The sequence below is a fragment of the Tunturiibacter gelidiferens genome, assembly GCF_051013345.1.
GTDB lineage: Bacteria > Acidobacteriota > Terriglobia > Terriglobales > Acidobacteriaceae > Edaphobacter > Edaphobacter gelidiferens_A.
In genome coordinates this window covers 5,186,913-5,210,915 of sequence record NZ_CP132939.1, presented here as the reverse complement: position 1 = coordinate 5,210,915, position 24,003 = coordinate 5,186,913, and the positions used below count along the sequence as shown (strand labels likewise).

20 protein-coding genes and 3 pseudogenes are annotated in these 24,003 nt (G+C 57.2%); 12 read left to right on the top strand and 11 right to left on the bottom strand.

All coding sequences use genetic code 11. The features are described 5' to 3' along the window. Positions 1 to 87: 87 nt before the first annotated feature. The 5 genes from RBB80_RS26190 to RBB80_RS26170 all read right to left on the bottom strand — a co-directional run bounded on the left by RBB80_RS26190 (position 88) and on the right by RBB80_RS26170 (position 4,954). Positions 88 to 531, bottom strand: a complete 444-nt coding sequence (locus tag RBB80_RS26190; RefSeq protein ID WP_433965203.1) for a hypothetical protein — start codon at positions 529 to 531, stop codon at positions 88 to 90. Further along, positions 528 to 1,034 (bottom strand): hypothetical protein, encoded by a 507-nt coding sequence (locus RBB80_RS26185; RefSeq protein WP_433965202.1) that lies wholly within the window; start codon positions 1,032 to 1,034, stop codon positions 528 to 530. Before RBB80_RS26185 ends, RBB80_RS26190 begins: the two co-directional genes overlap by 4 nt. Positions 1,035 to 1,080: 46 nt before the next feature. Next, positions 1,081 to 2,022 (bottom strand): 3-hydroxyacyl-CoA dehydrogenase NAD-binding domain-containing protein, encoded by a 942-nt coding sequence (locus tag RBB80_RS26180; protein WP_433965201.1) that lies wholly within the window; start codon positions 2,020 to 2,022, stop codon positions 1,081 to 1,083. Between the two features lie 139 nt (positions 2,023 to 2,161). Further along, positions 2,162 to 3,544 carry a CoA transferase gene (locus RBB80_RS26175; protein WP_433965200.1) on the bottom strand — a complete coding sequence of 461 codons (1,383 nt, stop codon included), beginning with the start codon at positions 3,542 to 3,544 and terminating at the stop codon, positions 2,162 to 2,164. A gap of 831 nt (positions 3,545 to 4,375) precedes the next feature. After that, positions 4,376 to 4,954 (bottom strand): TetR/AcrR family transcriptional regulator, encoded by a 579-nt coding sequence (locus tag RBB80_RS26170; RefSeq protein WP_433965199.1) that lies wholly within the window; start codon positions 4,952 to 4,954, stop codon positions 4,376 to 4,378. A gap of 116 nt (positions 4,955 to 5,070) precedes the next feature. Here RBB80_RS26170 and RBB80_RS26165 point away from each other — a divergent pair, with 116 nt between their 5' ends. Further along, a complete protein-coding gene (locus tag RBB80_RS26165) occupies positions 5,071 to 6,051 on the top strand; it encodes an SDR family NAD(P)-dependent oxidoreductase (RefSeq protein WP_433965198.1) in 981 nt (326 codons plus the stop codon). A 567-nt stretch (positions 6,052 to 6,618) separates the two neighbouring features. Here RBB80_RS26165 and RBB80_RS26160 read toward each other — a convergent pair. The 3 genes and pseudogenes from RBB80_RS26160 to RBB80_RS26150 form a co-directional block, all read right to left on the bottom strand. After that, positions 6,619 to 8,214: a ParB/RepB/Spo0J family partition protein gene (locus RBB80_RS26160; RefSeq protein WP_433965197.1), complete on the bottom strand. Its 1,596-nt coding sequence runs from the start codon at positions 8,212 to 8,214 to the stop codon at positions 6,619 to 6,621. Between the two features lie 81 nt (positions 8,215 to 8,295). Next, positions 8,296 to 8,708 (bottom strand): annotated as a pseudogene (locus RBB80_RS26155) (DUF6908 domain-containing protein). Beyond that, positions 8,708 to 9,614, bottom strand: a pseudogene (locus tag RBB80_RS26150) (ArdC family protein). Before RBB80_RS26150 ends, RBB80_RS26155 begins: the two co-directional pseudogenes overlap by 1 nt. Positions 9,615 to 9,953: 339 nt before the next feature. Between RBB80_RS26150 and RBB80_RS26145 the strand changes: the two are divergent. The 5 genes and pseudogenes from RBB80_RS26145 to RBB80_RS26125 all read left to right on the top strand — a co-directional run bounded on the left by RBB80_RS26145 (position 9,954) and on the right by RBB80_RS26125 (position 16,243). Beyond that, a pseudogene (locus RBB80_RS26145) lies at positions 9,954 to 11,116 on the top strand (IS481 family transposase). A gap of 418 nt (positions 11,117 to 11,534) precedes the next feature. Continuing rightward, positions 11,535 to 13,793, top strand: a complete 2,259-nt coding sequence (locus RBB80_RS26140) for a serine hydrolase (protein ID WP_433965196.1) — start codon at positions 11,535 to 11,537, stop codon at positions 13,791 to 13,793. A gap of 25 nt (positions 13,794 to 13,818) precedes the next feature. Then, positions 13,819 to 14,853, top strand: a complete 1,035-nt coding sequence (locus RBB80_RS26135; RefSeq protein WP_433965195.1) for a hypothetical protein — start codon at positions 13,819 to 13,821, stop codon at positions 14,851 to 14,853. Between the two features lie 53 nt (positions 14,854 to 14,906). Then, a complete protein-coding gene (locus tag RBB80_RS26130; RefSeq protein WP_433965194.1) occupies positions 14,907 to 15,950 on the top strand; it encodes a hypothetical protein in 1,044 nt (347 codons plus the stop codon). A gap of 23 nt (positions 15,951 to 15,973) precedes the next feature. After that, entirely contained in the window at positions 15,974 to 16,243 is a 270-nt protein-coding gene (locus RBB80_RS26125; protein ID WP_433965193.1) for a hypothetical protein, read from the top strand. A 38-nt stretch (positions 16,244 to 16,281) separates the two neighbouring features. Here RBB80_RS26125 and RBB80_RS26120 read toward each other — a convergent pair whose 3' ends face one another. Together RBB80_RS26120 and RBB80_RS26115 are read right to left on the bottom strand one after the other, a co-directional pair. After that, positions 16,282 to 16,746 carry a hypothetical protein gene (locus RBB80_RS26120; RefSeq protein WP_433965192.1) on the bottom strand — a complete coding sequence of 155 codons (465 nt, stop codon included), beginning with the start codon at positions 16,744 to 16,746 and terminating at the stop codon, positions 16,282 to 16,284. 15 nt (positions 16,747 to 16,761) lie between these two features. Then, complete coding sequence (locus RBB80_RS26115) at positions 16,762 to 17,205, bottom strand: hypothetical protein (protein ID WP_433965191.1); 444 nt, start codon at positions 17,203 to 17,205, stop codon at positions 16,762 to 16,764. A 334-nt stretch (positions 17,206 to 17,539) separates the two neighbouring features. Between RBB80_RS26115 and RBB80_RS26110 the strand changes: the two genes are divergently transcribed. From RBB80_RS26110 to cynS, 5 genes are all read left to right on the top strand, one after another. Beyond that, positions 17,540 to 17,818: a hypothetical protein gene (locus RBB80_RS26110; RefSeq protein WP_433965190.1), complete on the top strand. Its 279-nt coding sequence runs from the start codon at positions 17,540 to 17,542 to the stop codon at positions 17,816 to 17,818. A 105-nt stretch (positions 17,819 to 17,923) separates the two neighbouring features. Then, positions 17,924 to 19,249, top strand: coding sequence for a putative bifunctional diguanylate cyclase/phosphodiesterase (locus RBB80_RS26105; RefSeq protein WP_433969875.1), 1,326 nt, complete (start codon positions 17,924 to 17,926; stop codon positions 19,247 to 19,249). 214 nt (positions 19,250 to 19,463) lie between these two features. Next, on the top strand, positions 19,464 to 19,676 hold the full coding sequence (locus RBB80_RS26100) for a hypothetical protein (RefSeq protein ID WP_433965189.1): 213 nt from the start codon (positions 19,464 to 19,466) through the stop codon (positions 19,674 to 19,676). Positions 19,677 to 19,863: 187 nt separating this feature from the next. Beyond that, positions 19,864 to 20,502 carry an NAD(P)-dependent oxidoreductase gene (locus RBB80_RS26095; RefSeq protein ID WP_433969873.1) on the top strand — a complete coding sequence of 213 codons (639 nt, stop codon included), beginning with the start codon at positions 19,864 to 19,866 and terminating at the stop codon, positions 20,500 to 20,502. Between the two features lie 77 nt (positions 20,503 to 20,579). Then, on the top strand, positions 20,580 to 21,026 hold the full coding sequence (gene cynS / locus RBB80_RS26090; protein ID WP_433965188.1) for a cyanase: 447 nt from the start codon (positions 20,580 to 20,582) through the stop codon (positions 21,024 to 21,026). A 160-nt stretch (positions 21,027 to 21,186) separates the two neighbouring features. On the opposite strand, the gene RBB80_RS26085 is transcribed toward cynS, so the two are convergent. Then, positions 21,187 to 22,347 carry an IS30 family transposase gene (locus RBB80_RS26085; RefSeq protein ID WP_433965187.1) on the bottom strand — a complete coding sequence of 387 codons (1,161 nt, stop codon included), beginning with the start codon at positions 22,345 to 22,347 and terminating at the stop codon, positions 21,187 to 21,189. Positions 22,348 to 22,429: 82 nt separating this feature from the next. On the opposite strand from RBB80_RS26085, the gene RBB80_RS26080 reads away from it, so the two are divergent. Beyond that, the gene (locus RBB80_RS26080) at positions 22,430 to 23,389 is read left to right on the top strand and encodes an IS5 family transposase (RefSeq protein ID WP_433963888.1); all 960 of its coding nucleotides are present in this window, start codon (positions 22,430 to 22,432) and stop codon (positions 23,387 to 23,389) included. The last annotated feature ends 614 nt before the right edge of the window (positions 23,390 to 24,003 follow it).

Sequence of the window (24,003 nt, the reverse complement as noted above, 5' to 3'; positions counted from 1 at the left end):
GAAGATTGTTTCCAGGCTCGTAACGCTTGTCCCGCATTTCGAGCCTGGAAGCATGTGTTGTCGATTAGGGTGAACCCGGGATTTTGGTTAATGCCCGGCTGGCAGCTCTACATACGCGATGCCAGTGAGGTTTCCTTCCGCATACGCCAACGTTTTCCGGTTTGATCCGTCGAGATTGGCGCTGTAGAGCGAGCCGGCGTAATCCGTGATAAACATGCGACCGCCTTTCAGGTCTAAAGCCAGCCCGATGCCTTCCTCTAAATGGGTGAAGAGGATCTTAGGCTCCTTGCGATTTCCTGACAGCGGGTCCATGGGCGCACGATTCACCGTGTTGCCACGCGGCGGATCCCCGCGGTCGGTCCAATAAAGGGTCCGATTGGCGAGGTCGAGGTCCAGATCGATTGGCTCAGGCAGTTTTTCATAAAGAAGTTCAATATCCGTGCGATTCGCAGGTGACTGACCTTGCGGGATCTCGACGTTAGCCCGAAAGATTCGACCATCACCGGCGTTGCCAGGCCCTTTCTGACTCAATAAAACTTGCCGCCTTCAGCGTCCACGGCGATGCCGACACACCATTTCCTCACTTCCGATCCGGGGCGTGGATCCCCGTCGCTCGTGTCGACGAGAGTTTCAATCTTCGACCCATCCAGGTTTGCTCGCATCACTCGCATGCCTTCGCGGTCGGACCAGTAGAGCTTGCCGTTCTTCTTCTCCAGTTTGATCTGCTTGGGCGTGAATGTGCCACCTGGAGGAACGATCGTGATCATGTTTTTGCCATCGAGATCCGAGCGGAGGATGGCGCCATCATTCTCTTTAAAATTGCCCATGTTGGTCCAGTAGATGTGGCCGGCGGCGACGTCGATCGCCAGTCCGTCCGGAAATTTTCGACCTTCGCTGATGAGGGTCTTTAAATCGGAACCGTCCGGGTTTGTGGACAACACGCGGCCGCCTCCGTTATCCAGGAAAAAGAGCCGCCCGGACGGCGTTGACTTATCAGCTCCTGCGTTGATCGGTGTTGAAGTTCTCGTATTCATGTACAAATCTCCTTGTTCTGTTTCCAATGTCGTTCAAAGCCAAAAGTCAGAGGCCAGCCTTCGCGCGACTGCTGAGGAGCCCCGTCACAACCTCGTTCTCCTCTGCGGCAAGCTGCTCGACCGAGCGATTGCCCGCTATTTGCAGGACGGCGTCGGCGACGGTCTGCTTCAGCTCCGGCGTAATGTCAGGTGTGCCGAGAGCCTTCATCCATGTCTCCATCGGACCCATGATGTGTTCCATGAAATGGCGAATTCCGCCCGCCCCTCCGCCGAGGTGCCACTGGAGGCTCGGTCCCATCACGCCCCATCGAGGCCCTGGCCCATAGCTCACCGCAACGTCGGCGTCGGCTACACTCAGTACGCCTTGCTGAATGAGGTAGAGCACCTCCTTGTAGAGCGCCGCCTGCAGCCGGTTGGCGACATGACCGGGAAGCGCCTTGAACAGACGAATTGGCTTCTTCCCAATCGACGAATAAAACGCCATGGCCTTCTCGATCGTTTCGGGCGACGTTTTGGCTCCGCCCACCACCTCCACCAATGGAATAACGTGAGGCGGATTGAAAGGATGTCCGATCACACACCGCTCGGGACGCTTGCACGCGGACTGGATAACATCCATAGTTATGCCCGAAGAACTCGAGGCAATGATCGAGTCAGCAGGAGTGGCATCGTCCATCTCTGCGAATAACTTCACCTTGAAGTCAGGACGTTCGGGCCCGTTCTCCTGTACAAAGTCCGCTTTGGCGAGCGCCTGAGCCATACTCGGCGCAAAGCTCAACCGGTCACGCGAAGCACTGGGAGACAGTCCGTTTTTGCTGAGCGTCTTCCAGGCTTCGTCAACATACTTGCGAAGACTAGCCTCCGCATTCGGCGCGGGGTCGGTTGCAACTACGCTGAATCCGCGGGACAGGTAATAAGCCGCCCAGCTTGCACCGATGACTCCCGTACCGACTATAGCTATGTTCTGAATCTCTTCGATTTTTGCCATGATACTTCTCCTTGTTATTTGAATTTCTCCACGAGTTGCAAGAATTGACATCGCGTTACCTTGGCTGCCTACCATCGCCTGAGCGCGCTCTTGTCAAATCCGACTGGAGGCAGTCCGAAATGAGATATACGTATCCGAATCAACTCCGCCACTCAGGTTTGTTCGATCCTCGCGGAACGAGCACGGTCCGAAACGATCCAGGTGACTTGGACAGGTAGACCTGCTCGTCGAGCCCCTGGTATGTGCCGAGCGGTGTCTCTGCAGTGAACACATCCGGGGCGACATTGGTGCGTTCTTCAGTGGAGCCGGCCGCCGTTTGGGCGTAGGTCTTGTCGAAGATGCCGAGCGACAGCTGCCAGAGCACAGTGCGAGTGAGGGAGACAACAACCTTGTAGCTTCCTCCCTCCACGGCGCGCCTACGCAACGCTGCGAGAACGCCCACAGTGCCGAGCCAACCCACAACGTTGTCGCAGATGGGCTTAATAGGTGGCTGCTTCGGACTGGCAAGAGACCCTTCGGCAGCAAAGAGACCCGCCACCGTTGCAGCAGTCTCATCAAAGCCAGGCCGGTTCGACCACGGCCCTGTTTCTCCGTGAAGAACGATGGTGGCGTGGATCAGTCCGGGCTTTTTCGCACATAACTCTTCCGCATCCAGCCCGTTGGACTTCATATAGCCAGGGCGCTTGTTTGCGAAGAAGATGTCGGCGTCCTTAAGTAACGCATCGTACTTGGCGCGATCTTCCTTAGAGGAGTCCAGAATTGTAGAGCGCATGCCAACCTGAACGTCCCAGAAGAATGCCTCTACTTCGGTGTCGTCAGGCCTCCAGATATTCAGGACGTCGGCGCCATAGAAGGCCAGATCTCGCCCAATGCCAGCGCCGGCAATCACATGCCCCATTCCGAAAGCCCGAATGCCATCAAGTGGTGTTTTGGCGTCTGGCTTGAATGGAACGGGCTCGCTTTCACCGATCTTCTCTACGGAGATCAGGGGCATTTTCGCGAGCACCTCGGTGTACTGCAGCTCCTTGCTGAACTCTTCAAAAGTACGAACTTTGCCAAGGATCAAACCCTCTTCCGCTGCAGCGACCTCAAGGTCATCTGAACGCCATTGCAGAACGGAATTCTGAAGTGATTCAAGGCTGTCGCTGCAACGGAAGAATTTGAGGGCGCGTTGATGCGTTTTGGGATAGAAGCTCAGACACGTGATATGCCGGCCATCACGTGTCTCACGGAAGAGTGGAAACTTAAGGAAGGGATTATTTTCAAAAACTCCCATTGCGGGAGAGCGCCCATTCACGGTCTCCCAGATCCCATCAAAGAAGCCGCTGAAGCGTCGAAAAGCCTTGCGGATGTCGACATAAATGTCCTGGCCCTGTCCGGTTCGGTCTCTCCATACTGCAGCCGCCGCAATGGTTTTGGCGGCAAGCCCTATACCCGCCGTCGTTGCAAACCGGATCCGGCTCGGAACGATGGGATCCTGTCCATAGAAAGTCAGCTTCCCACCGCTGTCCGCGGCTGACATTCTGACATCTGCAAGCACTTGATTCACTCCTGCATGGAGATCGAAATCTGAAGACGTGGAGGGATTGTTTAGTTTGTCGACGATAATCTCAGTTAAATGACCCGGGGCTTGGGTTTCTTCCTTAATTGCGGATACAGATTGCATATGTAGACTCCTGCATGATGTGAGTACAACGTGTTTTTCTGAGACGCTACGCCTCGTCTTGGTTCCGGTCGCCCGTTGGATGCGAGGGCGGTCTTCTTCCGTTCGAGATCCAATGGGTTCAACGTAGCTCTATAATTCGAGGGCATCCTCGGCTTTACGAATAAGACAATATGCCCCTTGGGGGCCGTTGATCTATTACATGTTTATGTCAAGCCCGATGTTGAGCTCATGGTGGAGATTTGCGGTTAAGAGCGGTTCAAGACAACCGAAGTAAATAGCTATGCGGACCACGAAATTCTAAGGGCATCTCGCTGCGGAAAAATCCGAGCGGATGCAACCACTGCCACAAGACCCAGAGGCATGAAAGATAGCGAGTTCGGATCTCAGTGGCGTCATATGAACTGCATAGATTGCTTCCTCAACTGCCATTGCGAACCCTTTCGTCAGCTATTCTCGCGCTGTTCAATGATCAACCGGCAACCACGCTTTGCACTGAGGGTACGTCCAGACCCACTGAAAAAAGACGCTGAACCGCAAGCTGCCCTCAGCAGCGCTCGGCATCTTCGCTCGGGGCAGCCATGATAGGTTCCTTATCGTTTCCGAGGACCTATGCTTCTATCTTTCTTGGTGCGTCGCCTCGGCTTGTGATTCGTTTAGCATGGCAACACTTGGCGGAGAGGCTGTCTGTTACGGCCGCGAGCCCTGAATGAGGATCTCCACGAACCGCCGCGCCTTTACGGGCCAGTCATCGGCGCTGCCCGCGCTGGAGACCCCATAGATGGCGCGCAGCATGTCCATTGGATCGACATCTGGCCGGAGATCTCCGCTAGCAACGGCCCGACTCGCCAGTGCATTGGCAGCTTCCCGCATGACTCGGGTGCTCTGCTGATAGACTTGCGAAGGACCGCCGACCATTGCGTCCAACGCCGGGGCGATGATCTTTTTCGCGGCAATGTAGTCGATGAAGACCAGCATCCACGCCCGGAGCGCTTCTACTGGTGCCAACTCGGCGGAGAGCTTTCTCTGTGCCTCAGCCAGCTTCTCGACTTCGCTGATATAGACTGCGGCCAGCAGGTCATCGCGCGAAGGAAAATGACGGTAGAGCGTGCCTGGGCCGATCTTGGCACGCTTGGCGATCTCGTCCATGCTGGAATCCCCGCCTCGGCGGGTGAAAACCTGCTTCGCGACTTCAAGAATTCGTTCACGGTTACGCTGCGCGTCGGCTCGTGGCTTACGGGCGGCTTTTTGTGCGGCTGAAGATTTCATAAAGTTTTCTGAATCCGGAGGAACTCTCCGGTAATCTACTCTGCATAACGGAGGCTAACTCCGTTTTATTCCGGGCTGAGGCCCATGTCAAAAGATTTGTGATCGGAGAGTGCAGCATGGCAGCGAATTTTGGAGCAAAGTCGACGACAGAAGAGGTCCTCAAAGGGGCCGATCTGAAAGGTAAGCGGATTCTGGTGACGGGTGTATCTGCGGGTCTTGGCGTAGAGACGGCACGTACGCTGGTGGCGCATGGCGCCGATGTTGTGGGCGCAGCGCGTGATCTTGAGAAAGCGCGACGGGCGACCTCAGAAGTCAGTAAGGCCGCGGCGCAGACCGGCGCGAGTTTCGAGTTGGTCGAGCTCGACCTGGCCAATCTCAAGAGCGTGCGCGCCGCCGCGGACAAGCTGGTTGCAGATGGCCGCTTGTTCGATGTGATCATCGCAAATGCTGGTGTCATGGCGACTCCGCTCGGGAAGACAGAGGATGGTTTTGAGACGCAATTCGGGACCAATCACCTCGGCCACTTCGTCTTTGTGAACCGCATCGCGAAGCTGATCAAGGACGGCGGACGGCTGGTCAACCTTTCGTCTTCAGGACACCGCTTCAGCAGTGTGGACCTGAAAGATCCCAACTTTGAGACGACGCCTTACGAGCCCTTCGTAGCTTACGGGCGTTCGAAGACCGCGAATATCCTTTTCGCAGTCGAGTTCGACCGCCGCCATCGTGAACGCGGCGTGCGCGCTACGGCCGTCCACCCTGGTGGCATACAGACCGAGCTTGCACGCCACATGGATCCGGGCAGCCTGGAACAGATGGTCAACCAGATCAATCAACAGGCCGCAGCAGCGGGCAAAGGACCGTTCGAGTTCAAAACAGTTCCCCAGGGAGCCGCCACCTCAGTATGGGCCGCTGTCGTTGCGGCCGCCGAAGAGGTAGGAGGACGGTATTGCGAGAACTGCCATGTAAGTGATGTCGTCTCGGATGATGCTCCGCTGGGCATGCTAGACGAAGGGGTACGCGGTTACGCTCTCGATCCACAAAACGCTACTGCGCTTTGGAAGAGGAGCGAAGAGATGATTGGCGAAGTCTTCGCGTAAGCGGTGAAAAGAATTGGCTGGCCCCTCGCGATGTGCGGGGGCTATCCTTTTCCGACCCAATTATCGTTTCTCTGTTCCAGTGTTTGCAACGGTTCGCGCTCATGACATTCACCTTGTTGCCATGCGTGGAGTTGGCCAATCACCCCACCGGTGCGTCGGAAACACTCTGAGGCAAGATCAGTACCATTAACGCCTAGCGACGATCTTGTTGCGTCCATTCCCAATCCCGCTGCGACTTGTCGTCCCACAGATGTTCGCGGCCGCGTTTCGACGATTGGTACGAAGAGTTCGCCGACACGCCACCGAGGCTGTGCAATGCACGGTACGAACTGGAGGATTTTCATACATTGAAATGATCGACGGACCAGTATCTCGCCATGTAAAGGACTTGTTGTCTTCGGGACAGGTGCAGGAGGAGGAACTTGACTCCTGCCGCGCAGCCGGCGAGCGGGGGCCGGGTCAAGCGGGATGTGGGTGCAGGGAGAAACCGAAGGGGGTTCTTCCTGCGCGATTTTTGTCGCAACGAAACGAGAGGCGGCAGGTTCGTCGCCCCTCGCAGAGATCGAACTAGGCTGCTTTCTTTGTCTTGGCAACGGGCCTGGCTTCTGGTTTGGCTTCCTTTTTGGCCTTCGCCTTGGCGGCGAATTCCTGCTTTACCTTGAGAGCAATCGCGTCAGTGTCTACCTTGTAAACCGTTGCAGCATCGCGGAGAGCATTCATTCCTTTGCCCCGCCCCGATGCAAGAACGACACTGACCTCGACGAGCAAGCGAGAGAGCGTTCCCTCATCGGCACGGCGGAGGAAAGCGGCAAACAGCTTGTCGAGCATATCGGTTTCCCGATCTTTGCGGATACCGTGCTGCCGTGCCAATGTTTGCAACTGCAACTCATTCAGAAGCGGGAACGTCTGCATCAGAACGAATAGCAAGTCCCTCTTCATCAGCCGTACCGGGACAGCATCCCCAATGGCCTTCAGCACGCGAATGCCTGTAGTGTTGGCGATGGCTTGCTCGTTGCGCTGCTTGTCCTGTTCGGCCTTCCACTTCTCATCGTTCCTGCTCGTCTCCTGCTTCGGATGATGCACCGTGCAGGCAGGGTTGGCGCAGACCTTGTGAACGGTGCCGACATCGTTGCCCTCGGCAATGATGGCCTCCGTCGTAAACTTGCACACCTTGAACTCGGGACGCTTGGCCTCTTCCTTCGTCTTGGGTTTTTCGTCGCGGATAGCGGTGTACTGGTTTCGCGGCAAGACCTTGCTGCCTTCCTGCTGCTTTCCGTAGGCGGTGCTGATCTGCACAAGCTGCGGCTTTGTTGCGATCTGCTTCGCGACGTGTGCGCTAACTTTGGCCTGATAGCAGCTTGGGTCAGTGCAAGCGTCCTGCTTGCCGAGATCGGAAAACAGGAGTTTGTTGTGACCTGTCCGCTTGGGACAATCGAGGCAGCTGCCCGCGATGGCCACGAGATGCGCGTCGCGCTTGTCAAAAGGGGCATCCTTTAGAAAAAGCAAAACATTCTGCTCAATCCAAAACTGCAAGCTCCGCACGGGAAGCAAAATTCGCTTCGCCTTGCGGTCGCTCGAGGCGCCCCAGTCTTCACGAAAACAGGCGGAGAGCGCCTGTTCCTGTTGGTCTGTTGGTAGCTTGGCCAGCAAGAGAGCATGACCGACACCGATTTCATCGCGATAGAACGCTTCGACCGCTGACGGAACGAGGTCGATCAATTTGAGTCGGGCGGCAACGAAGGTGGGTTGTTTTCCGGTCCTCGCTGCGATCTGCTCAATCGAGTAAGTCGGGTCTTCCAAATCCAGCAAGGCCTTAAATCCCTGTGCTTCCTCCATCGGATGAACGTCGGAGCGAATCAGGTTTTCGACCAACTGCGCTTCTAAGGCTTGCGCGTCGTTCATATTGACGATTCGGACGGGCACGGTATCAGCCTCGGCCATCTGTGCTGCCCGATACCGCCGCGCCCCTGCGACGATCTCGAATCCATTCTCGGTAAGGGGACGAACAAGCAATGGCGAGAGAACGCCCTGGGTGCGGATACTTTCGGAGAGTTCTTTGAGGGCGGCGTCCTCAAAGATGCGGCGCGGGTTGGTTTTCGATTCACTCAATAACGACAGAGAGACATTGCGATACTCGGTAGCGTTGAGGACGGTGGTTTCCATGATGCGAGGCTCCTTTCGAGCGTGGTTGGGCGTGGAAGTGGCAGAGCGGCGCGGTCGGACTGTCCGCTCCAAGGGAGCGGACTAGCCGAGAATGCACTTGTCCGAAAAGGCGGCAAGATAGCCTTGCGCTTTGAGGTTGGCATCCCACGTTCGCGCGAAATGCTCATGCTGCTCATGCAGCGCGAGAAGGAACACGTAACGGTCGCGGAGATGTTGCGGCTCCATTGCTCTACCGCCACGTAATCGTTCCTCCAATAGAAGGGGTTCAGGTGCGCCCCTCCCGCAAGTCCAAGCTCGAAGCACATCTCCGGGTCGCGCATGGGGTCGCCGTTCTGCAACCCATAGTGCGCTACGGAAATGACAGGCAAGCCGCACGGCCCTGACTCATCGGTCGCTTCGATGACCAACTCCATGAATGGCGGGTTGTCGATCTTGAGGTAAAGGCCGTGGTGCCACCCTCCGGCCTTCCTGAGAATTTCGAGGATGGTCTGCATTAGGCCACCTCCGCGAGTTCCGGCTTCTCTTCCGTCGCCTGTTCTGCAGCCTCGTCTTGTTCTGCAGTTGGCTCCAGTGCGGCGAGGATGATGCTGGCGGTCTGTTGAATGACTTCCAAGCTCTCGGCGAGGAGTGAGGCGTTGCCGTGATAAAGCTGGATGTAATCCGCCGACGCGGTTCCGGTGACAAGGCCAACAGCCTTCCCCACGACGAAAGCGACCGCCTCGGCCTCTGTTTCCCGCACGGTCTTTGTGGTTGCTGTGCGGCGTTCGGCCTTGTGAAGCATCTCGTGGGCTGCTTCGTGTACCAACGTCGAAAACTCCTCGGCCCTGGACTGGCCGGGAAGGATGGCAATGCGTCCCCCATAGCTCATCCCCAAGGCGGGGGCTATCTTCTCGTTGTAAACAAGCTGAATGCCTTGGCTCTTGAGAAAGGCGGCTAGACGGTCGATGCTCTCACCGGGATCACCTGAGATTTCGCGCATCTCGGGAAGGTCTACGCCGTTGGTCTGGGAGATCGAAGACGTAGGCATTGCGAAAGCCCAAAAGGGCGCGGGTGTTTTGCGTGGTGATGTCCTTCTCGGCTTCGCTGTCTTTCTTGCGCTTGACGCCAACAATCGGGGCAAGGATGCGGATTCCTTTGGATCCTGCATTGACGGAGCGGCCAAGGTTCTTCCACGTCCAAAACCCGGCAACGCGGGTTGCAGTGGGCATCTGCCGCGCAATCTCTAGCACATTCCCAAAGCTGTAATTGTGAAAGCGGCTCATGGCGGTCAGGTAGTTGGTGAGGGCGTCGGAGTGTCCGGCCTCCAACTGCTCAATCAAGAGCTTGATGTTGGCGGCGATGAGTTCCTGTTTGGTGTTGGGCTTCTTGCTGTCGATGGTGGTGGGGGCTGTCGTGGTCATGGTGGCTTCTCCTTGGTTTTGGCTGCTGCACTTTCCGCGTTGAAACGCGGCATGTACATGCCGAACGCCACCTGGCGAAGGCGGGGGTAGCAAGGCGCAAGGGGAGGGGTCTCCGCACCCTTGGAGAAGGAGCCGGAGGCGGGACGGAAAGGGCGGAGCGCAGCGGAGGTCTGCACAAGCGAAGCGCGGAAGATTGGGGATACCCCTTGCGCCGCGCGATCGGGGCAGAGCCCCTGAGCGTACTTAGCACTTGCGTTACGAAACAGACCGGAGACATGGTTTACAGCGAAGCGCGACGGTTATCGTTCCTCAGCTTTCGTCAACGCTTGACGATGTTGTATGCCCTGGAAAGAGAGTCGGATCATGGATCAACGTCTGCAGTTTTTAGCGAGTTATCAGAAAAAGGAGATGTCAGTAGCGGACCTGTGCCGTGAATATGGAATCTCGCGTCCTACAGCGTACCGATGGATCAATCGCTATAACGAGACGGGGCCGGAAGGCCTCGTAGATCGCAGTCGACGACCACATAGCTGTTCTCATGCGACTCTGGAGCCGATCGAGAACGCTATCCTCGCGCTTCGAGCGAGGCATCCATCCTGGGGCGCACGAAAACTAAAAGCGAGACTGGAGATGTTGCAACCGGACGTGGTCTGGCCCGCGGCCAGTACGTTTGGAAATATCCTGAGTCGTTCTGGCTTGACCAGTCCGCAGAGGAAGAGAAAACGCACCACTCCTTGCTCCGAGCCGTTCTCGCTCGTCACAGGGCCAAATCAGTTATGGTGTATGGATTTCAAGGGCTATTTCGCTACCGCCGATGGTAAGCGGTGCGATCCATTCACCATCACCGATGCGTACAGTCGCTATTTTGATTCGTTGCCAGATTGTCTCGCGCATGGACCTGAGCCAAGTTCGAGCAATCTGCGAGGCAGCCATGCGGGAGTACGGGGTGCCAGCACGGATCAGGACAGACCACGGCGACCGTTGCGGGCACAGGGCTACTGGGGTTGTCGCAACTCTCACTTGGCTGGATGAAGCTCGGGATCGTGCATGAGCGCATTCAAGCAGGCCGACCGCAACAAAACGGGCGCCATGAGCGGATGCATCGCACACTGAAGGAGGATACGACAAAACCGCCTGCGACATCCCTTCGCGCGCAGCAAAGCCGATTCGATAACTTTCGCTACGTGTTCAATAACGAGCGCCCGCACGAGGGCCTGAACAATCAAGTTCCCGCAAGTCTCTACATCCCCAGCTCTATACGACTTCCGCGCAAGTTGCCAGAGTTCACGTACCCGAAGGGTCTCCTGCTGCGACGAGTCAACAATAGCGGTGACATCAGCTGGCACAAGAACAGAGTCTTCATTAGCGAAGTATTCCGCTTCGAAGAGTTGGGCGTCGAGTTGATCACACCGGGGCTTTACAGAGTCTTCTTTCGAGACATGGAGATCGGCGAATTCAATTCCGAAGAACTTCGTTTCAGAGCTGCGCGAAGAGTGGTCTGAGCCTGTCGATGAGTGCATTGCCCTGTTCGCGCAAATCGACATTTATCTCGGGTTTCTCGCAAACATTGCCACTGCCCTTGTGGCACTAGGCGCATGCTTCCGGATACTATTTCTTCGCCTCGACAGTCGAGCGCAGTCAGGAATTGTTAGGTGCTATTGGGGCTGCGGTTCTCAAACCTCTGGCGAAGCGACGTTGACAAGATGAAACGAACTCGGCCGCTTGTGCACTATTAGGCAGGCCGCTGTCTCCGGTGTTCCACATCATCGACCGCACGTCAATTTGCGGGGAGGCATTAATCCCGAATATGGCAACTGCTTTCTCATTGTCCACGTCAGTTTTCGTTAGTATGGCGGATCAATTTGGAAAGGGTCTTTACTCAGACTGACTCACCGTGTTCACAAGGAAGTGGAGGATTCTATGCAACCAGGAGTCGAACGCACCACCTTGCCGAGCGGCTTTGTAATCGATCATGCCACCGCCCTCGCCCATGTCATGCAGCCAGTCCATACACGATCCGTTATCAGTTCACGTGGACCAGAGGAGGGGACGACAGAGTTCGCCGTGCGCACAATGCCCGCCGGCGTTACGCTCTCTTTCAATACCGACGGCTTCGTCTCCGCCCTGAATACTGCGCTCGCCAACAACACTGCCGGGTACGTGATGCAGCTCCGCCACCAGGGCAAGCCCATCGCCTCCGCCCAGGCCGGCTGGGCCAAGGAGCCGTCCGATGGGTCGGAGTCCTGGGCACAGACTGTCCGAATGCACATTGCGAGCTGCAGCAAGTTGATCACCGCCATCGCGATGACGCGCACGCTCGCCGCGCACAACCTGCCGGCCTCGACGCCGATCAAAGACTACCTGCCCACCTACTGGGCCAAGGGCCCGAACATCGAAAAGATCACATTCGCCCAGTTGATGACACACAAGTCCGGCTTCCGCGTCGCAGGGTCCGATACGTTCTACAACATAATGAAGGCGCAGGTCGCCGCCGGAGTCACGAACGCCAACCTCGGCGCGTATTCCTACCAGAACATGAACTTCAGCCTGTGCCGAATCCTGCTCCCGGTCATGAACGGCGTCATCCCCGCAAACACTACGTTCCCTGCGCCATTTGAAGACCAGTTCTGGGACTATGTCACTATCACCGCCTACGCTAACTATGTTGCGCAGAATCTGTTCCAACCCGCGGGTGTGTCCGGCCCTACGCTGACGCACCCCGACCCCGACGCGCTCGCCTACGCTTTTCCGGTCGGCGGGAGCTGGAACTCCGGCGACCTTTCTGCGGACTCCGGTGGCACGAGCTGGCACATGTCGGTGAACGATTTGCTGAACGTCATCGGATGCTTCCGGCGCGAAGGCACGATCATGTCGTCTGCCGCCGCCCAGAACATGCTCGATAACGGCTTTGGCATCGATCTCATCGAATCGACCAGCCTCGGTACGCTTTACAACAAGAATGGCCTCTGGCAATCCGGTGCACTCCAGACGGAGCAGAGCCTCGTCTACTTCCTGCCCCGCGACATGGAGTTGGTCGTGCTCGCTAATTCTCCCATCGGCGTATCATCCCAGTTCTTTCGCGATGTCGTGACAAACATCTATCTAGATAACATCGCCCCGGAGATCCCCATTGGCGGATGGGTCGCCCGCCACGGCCTCACGTCTGAGCAATATCAGGAGGCATTCAATGACTATGTCGGCAACCACGGAATGCAGTTGATGGATGTCAGCGGGTACGGCACGTCATTCCCGCTGTACGCAGCGCTATGGGTCAAAAGTGCCTCCTCGCCTGCCTGGCAGCCTCGCCACGGCCTAACCGCCGCCGATTATCAAACCACCTTCAATCAGCTCACTTCCCAGGGCTATTACCCCGTGCTCGTGAACGGCTACGCCACGCCCGGCGGCCCTCGCTTCGCCTGCATCTTTCAGCAGGGCGCGACCGATCCTTGGATCGCCCGTCATGGCCTCACTTCCGCGCAGTATCAGGCTGCCTTCAACCAGTTCGTTGGTGAAGGCTACCTGCTCGACTGGGTGAGCGGCTACTTCGATGGCTCCCAGGATCTCTTTGCTGGCATCTGGCGCAAGTCGTCAAGCGCCCCTGCCTGGCAGGCCCGCCATGGCCTCACTTCCGCCCAGTACCAGGCGACCTTCGACCAACTCGTGGCCCAGGGCTACAAGCCGGTGCTTGTCTGCGGTTACAGCGATGGCGTACAGGACGCTTACGGCGCCAAGGACATGTGGCAACTGGTGGATCAAGTAGCTGGGCTCGAACTGGGCGGTGCCAAGAACAGTGTGAAATACCGCACGATGGCATCGGCCGGAGCGACCGTCTTCGCGTGGCTGGCCAACCACTCACGGCAACTTGCCAGCAACTCCTACGTGCCGATTCTCGACGTCGCGCAACTACAGAATGCGCCGAGTTATTCCACTAAGCCGACGACCAATCCTTCGGACTTCGATCTGGTGGGCGCGTGTGATCAGTGGCTCGCCGTCACTGGTACTCAGGAGGACTCGGTAGAAAAGATGGCGCAACCGAACGAAGCCCCGGTCATGCCGTCGCGGCCTATCCAGATTCCGTCGGTCGCACGTGACTTGCTCGAGTCGGTCGGCGTACCTGCCATGTCCTACGCAAGCGGCATGAGCAAGCCCAACGGCGCCGCAAATTGGCGCTACAAATAAGCCGCTCCCATGAAGGAGAAATTCCATGATTAAGCCGCTTTCGGTATCTGTTGCGCAGCGTCTCAGCAAGGCTGCCCACTGGTTGAACACTGCCGATCCAACCCCGGTGATACGCCCACTGCTGGAGAAGACCTTCGCTCTTCCCGCCGGAGACCCGCGCTACGCCTCGAACTCGCTCACGCCGGGAGCCGCTCCGCTTGAGCCGTCTTTTTCAGAGATGGAACCAAGGATGCTCCGCTTTACCGTTGAACCTTTGGGACCTACTGCCGGCCCGATCGATCGGCGCGACGAAGCTACGCACGAGATGAGGCGTCTCGTAAAAGAGTTCTTCGGGCGCGAAGCTCTCCACTGGTTCGACGAGACGAGCGAGGACTGGCGAGAGTCGGGCACAGGGACGCGGCTCCACTATGGAGCCTTCTTCGGCAACTCCTACGATAAGGATGGCCTCGCATCAGCAAAAGTCTTTTACGAAACATTGCCTAGCCAAATCGCCCGGCTCCCGCATCACTTAGCCCGTCTGGTCGAAATAGCGAAATTTACTATGCCGAACCTGGCGCCGCTTTTCACGTCCATCACGTGCCGTCGCGAGCATGGGGGCCAGCGCATGACGTTTCTGCATCGAGGCGCGCTTCGTCTTGCAGATCTCGGGCCGTTGCTCGACCAGCTCGATCTGTCGAATCAACTCGCTGGAATCATGCAGACGTTCGGACTTGTCCTGGGCGGACGATTCGAACTGCCGGACAAATCAGTCCTCATCGCGCTCGAGCATGGACACCATGGACCAGAGGTGGAGCTCTACGTTCTGCTCGGGATGATTCCCGATCTCCCCACGAACTTCCTCGATCTTCTAGCAATGGGGTTGAGCGAGCGTCCGCGCGAACTAAATGCGATGTTGCGATGGATGGCTGCGTTCACACCTGAGAGTTCGGATTGGCCGGGAAACTTCTCTGTTCTGAGCGTGAAGACCTCGCGGAGCGGGCCGCCTCGAGTCAGCGTATACCTGCGTCCGGTCGAGTTCGAGATTTCCCGCGATGCGATCGAGGATAGAACGGCGGCCTAGCCGTAACCTATCTCCCGAGCGCGCCACCTGCGTAAGTCATGAGGAGAGCGATCATGGGTGCTGCCCAAGTTGTGAAAATGAAGCCGACACCACAGCCGCCAGTGGAGGCACGACAGGCGGTCAAGAGCCTGCTGACGCGAAGCGCGGCGTTCTCCAAGCTTCCGATTGAAACTCAGCAGAAGATCGCCCAGGACACCGTGGAGATTGCAGGCTACCTGGCGCAGCCCGAGGGGATTCCAGCCAACAAACTCCCAAGCGCAGCTGCATTGGCGGATGCCGACCCCAACCAGACGCACGAAAACTTCCAGCAAAACCTGCAACAGGTGAACAAGGTAGGTTCAGGCTTCAAAGCGCAGGCTGCCTTGCAAGGCGCGCAAGTGGCCGGTGTACTCCTGAAACAAGTGAACTTTCCTACGTTTGTTGCCAGCCTCATTGAGGGTGTTTTTCACGCCATCCTCCACTCGTCGATAGAACAAATGGAGGCCTACGGCAAGCTAGTGGCAAGCGTCTCGCAAACCCTTAATCAGTTCCGGGACGACAACGTGAGCGACAATCAGGGACGAGATCAGCTGGTCGACCAGTTTCCGGACCTTTTCCAGCTCGGCACCTCGGATGGCGGCGACTTCATGGGAGCCAGTAGCGGCGGTCAGCCTCGCGTCCAACTCAAAGACGGAGTGGATGAAGATTCGGCTTTACAACGAGTCAACTCGCGCCTGCCCACGCCAGTCAAGAGTCTGGACCTGAGCAGTGACGAGAACGAGAGCGCTTTGGTGCAATCCGCGCGGACACAACTGGCCACTAGCCGTCAGCAGTTGCTCGCGACCATGGTGCTAATGGGCATTAACCGCATTGTCGTCACCGACGGCAAGATACAGGCGAAGATCATGTACGACTTCCAGGCGAAAGACAGCGCCAAGATGCAGCGCTCAGCCACGGCCATGGACTACGCCACCGACAGTAGCGGAAATGTTCAGAGCACTTCGACTGTGGAAGGGCAATCGGAAACGAGCCAGGGGGCCAGCGAGTACTCGAGGGGAGTGATGGCACCGAGGACCGAAAGTCTGGCGACTTTTACACCAAGGGCCAGTACAAGCTAACTCAGCAGCCAATCATTACTGCGATGAGCACGGCGGCTGAGGTCTCAGACGCATCGCTGCAATCCAAAGCGCAACTCTCAGGGTTGGTAGACATCAACTTCAAGAGCGACTATCTCCCACTGGAGAAGATGGCGGACTCCTTCCAGATCGGAATGATTCAGAATGCTTCGAAGCCTGGGAGGAAACCTGAAGCTGGAGTGGCGCCCGGGGCAGGGGCAGGAGCGGCCAGCCCGCCGCCCACTACAACTACACCGGCAGGTGCCAGCCCGTCCGCAGGACAACCGAAAGCCTAGGACCTGGCAATGCCGACAAGCGTGTCCACTACGAAGGCTCAGCCCGACCACCAGACTCTAGAGGTGGTGCGTCCAGCTGTTCGCGTGAGGTTCTCGAAATCGACGTTGAAGAGCCGTTCGTACATACTTCGCCGTTCGTCAGGAGAGAATCGTTCCTTGCGGTGCCGCCAGAAATCCATCAACTTGAAAGAGGATGGTCCAAGGTCGACAGAGAGACCGCCTCCGACGCCAATGCCGGCAAGCAGTTCCACCGCAGGCAGCAGGGATGCTTGCTCCAGTTGCGAGGAGAAATACAGGGCAGCGAGCGTACGAAGATGTGCTTGGTCGTCGGTGTTGGATGCCGGTGGTAAGGTTAGACTGCCAGGCGGATACAAAGCGAGCGCCAGCGTTCGCGCGGAGGCGTGCTCTGCCAGCCGTTCGGCCAGCGATAACCCATGATCCAGGTAATCGAGGGAACTAACGCTGTGGACCTGTTCCGCGCATTGCTGGAGTGGCGATGGCACACGACCTCCTTTCCCCTATGCGCCGCTGATCGCTTTCTCCGGCGGTTTCGAGTTGCCCTGAATGGCAGCGATCATCTGTGGGCTGGCCATCTTGTCCATGGGGAAGTAATCACTCTTAAAGTTCACCCGGACCTCGCCGGTCAGATTCGCTTTGACCTGGGCCTTCGACTCGGATTGATCGTCGACCGCGGATTGCACTGTAGCTACGTGGTCTTGCTTGAACTCGTTGTCCATGGAAGCGTTGACCGGTGACATCCATCCGCCGGTGTCCACGTGCATCTTGTTGGTAAGCGAGGTCGATTGGGTATCCGACATCGAGGCTGTCGCATGACGCGCTGCCGTATCGGATGCCCGCATGTCGAAGATCACCTTGGCATTAATGACGCCATCAGTGATCACAATCCGATTGATACCGAGCATGACCATCGAAGCCAGCAGTTGTTGCCGTCCGCGCGCCATCTGCAGGCGGGCTCCTTGCACCAAGCGGGCTTCTTCGGCTTGGTCCGAGAGATTGGCAACCGACATCCTCAAGGACTCGCACGTCGAGCACGCCTTCGGGGCGCACTCCCTCAAGTCCGCTGTTGCGAGCGGTGTCTGCAGCCCGAGCTCCCTGTAATCTAGCCTGACGATCCTGACTCGCAAGCTTTTCTTCTGCGTCGGGATTAATGGTGTTCACCTTAATGCGATCAGCGGTGTTTCGGCCTCGAAGGTCGCGGGAACAACCCAGGCTATCCTGAATGCAGTCTCCTTTCCTCGCTTCGTCACCGACCTCATCAACGGTGTCTTCCGCGCGATGGTGGACTCCAACCGCCAGCAGATGGCCTCTTACGTCGATCTCATCAAGAACGTCGCAGCTTCGCTCGACGGCTTCTCCGAGACAAACCTCGGCGAAGATCAGGCCAGGCACTGGTTAATCGACACCTTCCCTGGTTCGTTCGAGATCCAAGGCGGTGCCGATGCCGACACCGCACCGGAAGACAAGGCAGAGGCAGACGCTAGCGCGCTGCGATGCGTTTCCATATCGATACGCGCAGCACAGCCAACGATGAGAGTGGAAGCAAGTTCAGCCTAGAGAATCAGGCATCGGTCAAGGCGAACTACCGGGGCGTAGAGATGGCCATGAAGAACACCATCGGTTACGTCTCGACACAGAAACAACAAAGCAGCGAAGAAATGAATACTGATCGAGCGGGCCGAGCAGGCGGTTAGCCGGTCGAAGCGCAGCGGGCTGCCCTTTACTGTGATGTTCATGGACCTGGATGGTTTCAAGACGATTAACGATTCGCTGGGACACTCGGCCGGTGACAAGCTGCTCAAGGCATTTTCCGGGCAGCTGATTAAGTGTGTTCGCCGGGAGGATACGGTGGCGAGGCTGGGCGGGGATGAGTTTGTGATCTTGCTGGAGGGGCTGGGTCTGCCGCAGGAGGTAGAGCCGGTTGCCAGGGGACTGCTTGAGCGCATGCAGGGTGACTTTCGTATCGACGGTACTCCGCTGCGGGTGACGGCCTCGATTGGGATCGCGACGTATCCGCGGGATGGAGATTCGGTAGAGGCGTTGCTGAAGAGCGCCGACATGGCGATGTATGACGCGAAGCAGAATGGGCGGAACACCTACCGTTTTTTCGATTCCGCGATGAGCGAGGCGTCAGCCCGAACCTTGCAGATCTATCGCGGACTGGGAGAGGCTCTGGAGAAGAACCAACTCTCTCTGGCCTTTCAACCGAAGCTTGGAGGGCTGCAGCAGGAGCTGGTAGGAGCTGAGGCGTTGATCCGTTGGAGACACCCTGAGATGGGAGATATTCCGCCGATGGAGTTCATTCCTGTTGCCGAGCGGACGGGGCGGGTCGTGCAGATTGGCGATTGGGTGATTGCCGAGGTGTGCAGACAGATAAGGCGATGGGAGGCCGCCGGATTGCCGAGGGTGAAGGTTGCCATCAATCTTTCGCCCGAACAGCTGCGACAGCCAAATTGTGTGGAACGCGTGCGCGCAATGGTCGAGGCTGGTGGAGTCGAGCCGGAGAGGATCATGTTCGAGATCACCGAGACGGTGGCCATGCGAGACGAAGAACTGGCGACGGAGATGATTCACCGGTTCCAGGATGCTGGGTTCGACATCGCGATTGACGACTTTGGCACAGGTTACTCGAGCATGGCATATTTGCAGCAGTTTCGCGTGAAGCAGCTTAAGATCGACCGCTTCTTTACCGAGGGGCTGGACAGTAATGGTGAGGAAGGCTTGGCGATCGTGTCGGCGATTATTGAACTCGCGCACTCGCTGCAGATGGTTGTCGTGGCCGAGGGGGTGGAGACGGGGTCGCAGCTGAGCAAGTTGAAGAAGCTCCACTGCGATGAGGTGAAGGGGTTTCTGTTGGCCAGGCCGTTGAACGCCGGGGATTTCGAAGACTTTATAAGCAGACGGCCGGAAGCGAGAAAGGCCAAGGCGTTAGCGTTAGTGAGAGAGCGGTACACACCCCTCTCGGGCAGCCTGGCAGTTGAAAACTAAATCTGCATAGATCGGCGACACGTTTGCCTTGCATCCCCCTGCAGAGGGGTCGGGAAAAGTCATAGCGGTCGAAGAAGAAATTAAGGCAGACCCCAACGGCATAGATGAAATACGAACGGTCACATAAAGTTTGAGCGCGTTTAGTCCACACGAAACTGATCTGTGACTTTCGAGGGATTGGCCGTGCCGCGGGCCTGATTGCAAAGTGTAGGGCATGACTACCAGAGAATCACTCGTCAAAGAATTGGAACAAGTCAAAGTCGCAATCGACTTCAACTCGAAACAAGGGTTGAAGCTGCTTAGCGAATACGCAAACGTGGGAACGGGCGTCGCGAATAAAGAAATGATCTTCTTTGAAGACGACCATGCCAGGCTCCTACTCCGCCGCGACGCCATCCTCAGATCTCTAGAATCGATCCCGGAGTAGCCGCGTCGGCACGGGTCTGAATAATGACATGCAGCCTTGTGCTAAGTTCCGCACAAAGGAGAAATCGCATGAGCGCTAACGACGGTTATACCGCACGCTGACCCATTCTTTTCACGGGAGCTTACTTCGCTGGCAGGTTAATCTATGTGGAGCTCCTCGCTAGCTCTCCTTCGTCAAAAGGAAAGGAATACATCCCAACGAGGGCGGGGGCGGTGTTTGTCGGCTGACATACCCGTCCTCCGATGGACAGATTACCGTCGCGGCTGGCCGCATCGGACTTGCAGTGCTCAAGCGCCCTAAGCCGTTCGACGTGAAGCTCCACTACTTTGACCAGCACCGTCTTCCCGAGAGTATTGAGAAAGAGCTTGGCCTTATCTTCCATCCGAGCGTAGAAGACATGGTCAAGGTCTGTGATGTCGTCACCATCAACGCTCCGCTTCACCCAGGCACACTCGATCTCTTCAATGACGAACTGATCGCCAAGATGAAGCGTGGCGCGTACCTCGTGAACACGGCGCGTGGCAAGATCTGCAATCCGGATGCTGTCGTTCGTGCGCTTGAGAGCGGACAGCTTGCCGGATATGCAGGCGACGTCTGGTCCCCGCAGCCTGCGTCTAAGGGCCACCCGTGGCGAACGATGCCTCATCACGGAATGCCGCCACACATCTCAAGCACCTCGCTCTCCGCGCAATCCCGCTATGCGACAGGTACGCGCGAGATCCTGGAGTGCTGGTTCGAAGGCCGTCCCATCCGCGACGAATATCTGATCGTCGACGGTGGGAAGCTGGCGGGAGCCGGTGCGCACTCCTACACTGTCAATAAGTAAGGCCTCGAAACAGGAAGGACGGGGCAAAAGCTCCGCCCTTCGCTTGTCCCGCGTAGACACACACAGGAGAACGATTAATGACGAGAGAAGAACTTACGATCAAGATTCAGAACGAAAAGCGCAGCCGTGGCTTGAGTTGGAAGAAGATCGCAGAGGGTATCGGTTCTGGCTCCCCAATTCTTTACACAGCCGCCCTCCTTGGACAGACGACACTCACGAAATCGGAAGCAGAGAACGCCGCGAACCTGCTCGGTCTGAGCAGCGCAGAGACTAAGCTCCTGACTGAATCGCCAAATCGCGGTTCGCTGACTACAGTACCTCCCACAGACCCTCTCATCTATCGGTTCTACGAGCTGGTCCAGACCTACGGAACAACTTGGAAAGCACTCATCGAGGAGGAGTTTGGCGATGGCATAATGAGCGCCATCGACTTCGAGATGCAGATCGAACGTGAATCGAACCCCAAAGGTGACCGTGTCAAAATTGGCATGTCTGGCAAATTTCTGCCGTACAAACGTTATTAGGAGCAGCGCTCATTTCTGTTTTCAGGTAGATCTCAAAGCAGAAGTGAGTTTCTGAAGGCGACCAACAAAAGTTGCTTCGCGATTGCGGTTGATGACAAATCGCCGAGTCACTCATCGACAATCAGACGCCTCTCCCCACTTCCCGCAAAACGGGGCGGGCTCAACCGGTCGATGCAACCCTGGCTTGCAGTTTACTCGCCGGAGTTTCAAAGCCCAAAGTTTGTCGCGGGCGTTGATTGAGGCGCAGAGCTACCTTGTTGAGATCGGCTTGAGAGTGGACGGACAAGTCGGTCTTCTTGGGGAAGTACTGTCTTAGTAGGCCGTTGGTATTTTCATTGGTGCCGCGCTGCCAAGGGCTCTGCGGATCACAGAAGTAGACCTTTACATTGGTGTCTACCGTGAAGCTCTTGTGTTTTGCCATCTCGTGCCCCCGGTCCCAGGTCAAGGAGCGCCGCAGGGTCGCGGGGAGTTTAAGCACATGCTTGCTCAGCGCGGCGACGACCGTCGCGGTGTCTTTGCTGGGCACTTTGACCAGCATGGTGAAACGCGAATGCCGTTCCACCAGGGTTGCGATATGACTGTTTTTGCTGCCTGCGAGCAGATCGCCCTCCCAATGACCGGGAATAGCGCGGTCTTCAACCTCGGCAGGTCTTTCGCTAATAGAGATGGCATCGACGATCTGACCTCGATACTGTCCCGCAGCCCGCGAGTGCCGTGAGCGACGTATAAGCCGCTTGGACCTGAGGTGCTCAACCAGCTCTTTTTTCAGCACTCCGCGGGCCTGGATGAATAAGCTGCGGTAGATGGTTTCGTGGGACACACGCATGCTCTCGTTGCTGGAATAGTGGACCTTCAGCCATTTCGAAATCTGTTCCGGCGACCAGTCCAGGATCAGTTTACTGGCCACGATCGTCCGCAATGTCTCATGGTTCGCAAGAAGACACACCTTGGGTCGCAGAGCCGACTCCCAGGCCTGACGATCGGCTTCACTGGCTCGATAGAGTGGCCGCCCGCCATGACGCACCACCTCCCGGCTCACTGTCGACACAGGCCGTTGCAACCCGCTGGCTATCTCCCGAATCGACGAACCGGATGCAATTCCACGTGAGATGTCTTCCCGCTCGGCCAGCGTCAACGTTCGCGGTGAGCGCCGACGAGCAGCAGGAACGATCCCGCCGCGCTGCGTCAACAGGAACCGAATAGAACCATGCCCCTTACCGAAGGCACGCCCAATCTCATGCAACGACTCGCCCGACTTCCAACGGCGCCACATCTCCGTCCTCTGCTCAGTGGAAAGCCTGTTCCGTTTTCCTTGTGCCATAAACACCACCTTTAGGGAGAGTCTGCACAAGTTCTGCATCGCTTGCCTGATTGATTAATCTGATAGCTGCGAGGAGATTGCGATGAAGCAGCAGAGTCTGTCGAGTCAGGGTGTGTTTGAGAAGTACGGGCGGAAGAGTCGGCGGGAGTTGTTTCTGGACGAGATGGAGCAGGTGGTTCCATGGTCTGCGCTGGAAGCCCTGGTACGACCGCACTATGCGAAGGCGGGCAAGGGAGGGCAGCCGGTAGGGTTGGCGATCATGCTGCGGACTTACTTTGTGCAGCAGTGGTTCAATCTGTCGGACCCTGGGGTGGAAGAGGCGTTGTACGAGTCTGCGGCGCTGCGGCGGTTCGTTGGCGTGGACCTTGGGATTGCGCCTGCGCCGGATGAGACGACCATCCTGCGGTTCCGTCATCTGCTGGAGAGGCACGAGCTGGGCGGGTTGATGCTGGATGCGGTGAACGTGCATCTGGATGCCAGGGGCATCCGGATCGCGACGGGCACGATTGTCGATGCGACCATCCTGCATGCGCCTTCGTCGACCCAGAACGCGAGTGGCGAGCGCGACCCGGCGATGCACCAGACCAGGAAGGGCAACCAGTGGTACTTCGGCCTGAAGGCGCATATCGGCGTGGACGCGAGGGAGGGCATCGTCCACTCTGTGGCGACGAGCGCAGCCAGCGTGGCGGACTGCCACATGTTACCGGAACTGCTGCACGGCCAAGAGCGTAAGGTGTGGGGCGACGGCGGCTATCAGGGCCAGACCGACGCCATCCAAGAGGCCGCTCCGAAGGCACAGGACATGACCTGCAAGCGGACGAAGTTCAAAAACTATGTCGACGAGTTACAGAAAAAGAAGAACCGGAGTAAGTCGAGGGTGCGGGCCAAGGTAGAACATCCGTTCCGGATCCTGAAGCGCATCTTCGGCTTCGACAAAGTGAGATACAGAGGCATCGCGAAGAACCATCACCGCCTGTGCGCGAACTTCGCGCTGGTGAACCTGTACCTGCACCGCAAACGTCTGGCAGTCCTTGGGCAGTAGTGCGCCTGGAAGCCCCGGAAAACGGGCGGATGCGCGTTCCAATTAGCCCTCCAACAGCATCAAACCAACCAAAACCCGCGCATCTTCCATGCCCACTCCTGACCCCAGAAAGTCAGACGCCTACGCAGAGGTTCCTTAGAAAATGAATTCATATCAGATGGTGTTGCACCGACCGGTTGAGACCGCCGGGCTTCTCGGCAACTTCGAGCTTCATGACTGGAGTTGTACCCAATCGTATGGAACAGTTATGCAGCATCCAAGTTCTTAAATTTTCGCCTAAAGCGCACCATCTTTCATTATTTTGAGGTTCCTGGTCTCGGCGAATGCCGGGTCTCGGGTGCGAGATTGTTTTGGCCGCGATGCGTTCTCGTCGATCTCCGTTGTTCTAATTGTTCTTTCCTCCTCTCGGTTTCTTGCGGATTGCCGATCAATATAAGCAGCTACAACCAGCTGAACCAGCCTCTTTCGTAGTGATTTGAGCGCGGGATTTTCGGACGCGTCGCAAACCTCAACTCGTGTCCGTTTAACCTGCTGCACCGCGTTATTGCACTTTGCACAAGATTATGTGGCTCTCGTGGATGGATAACAGAACGCTCTTCGCGTGTCAGATTCTG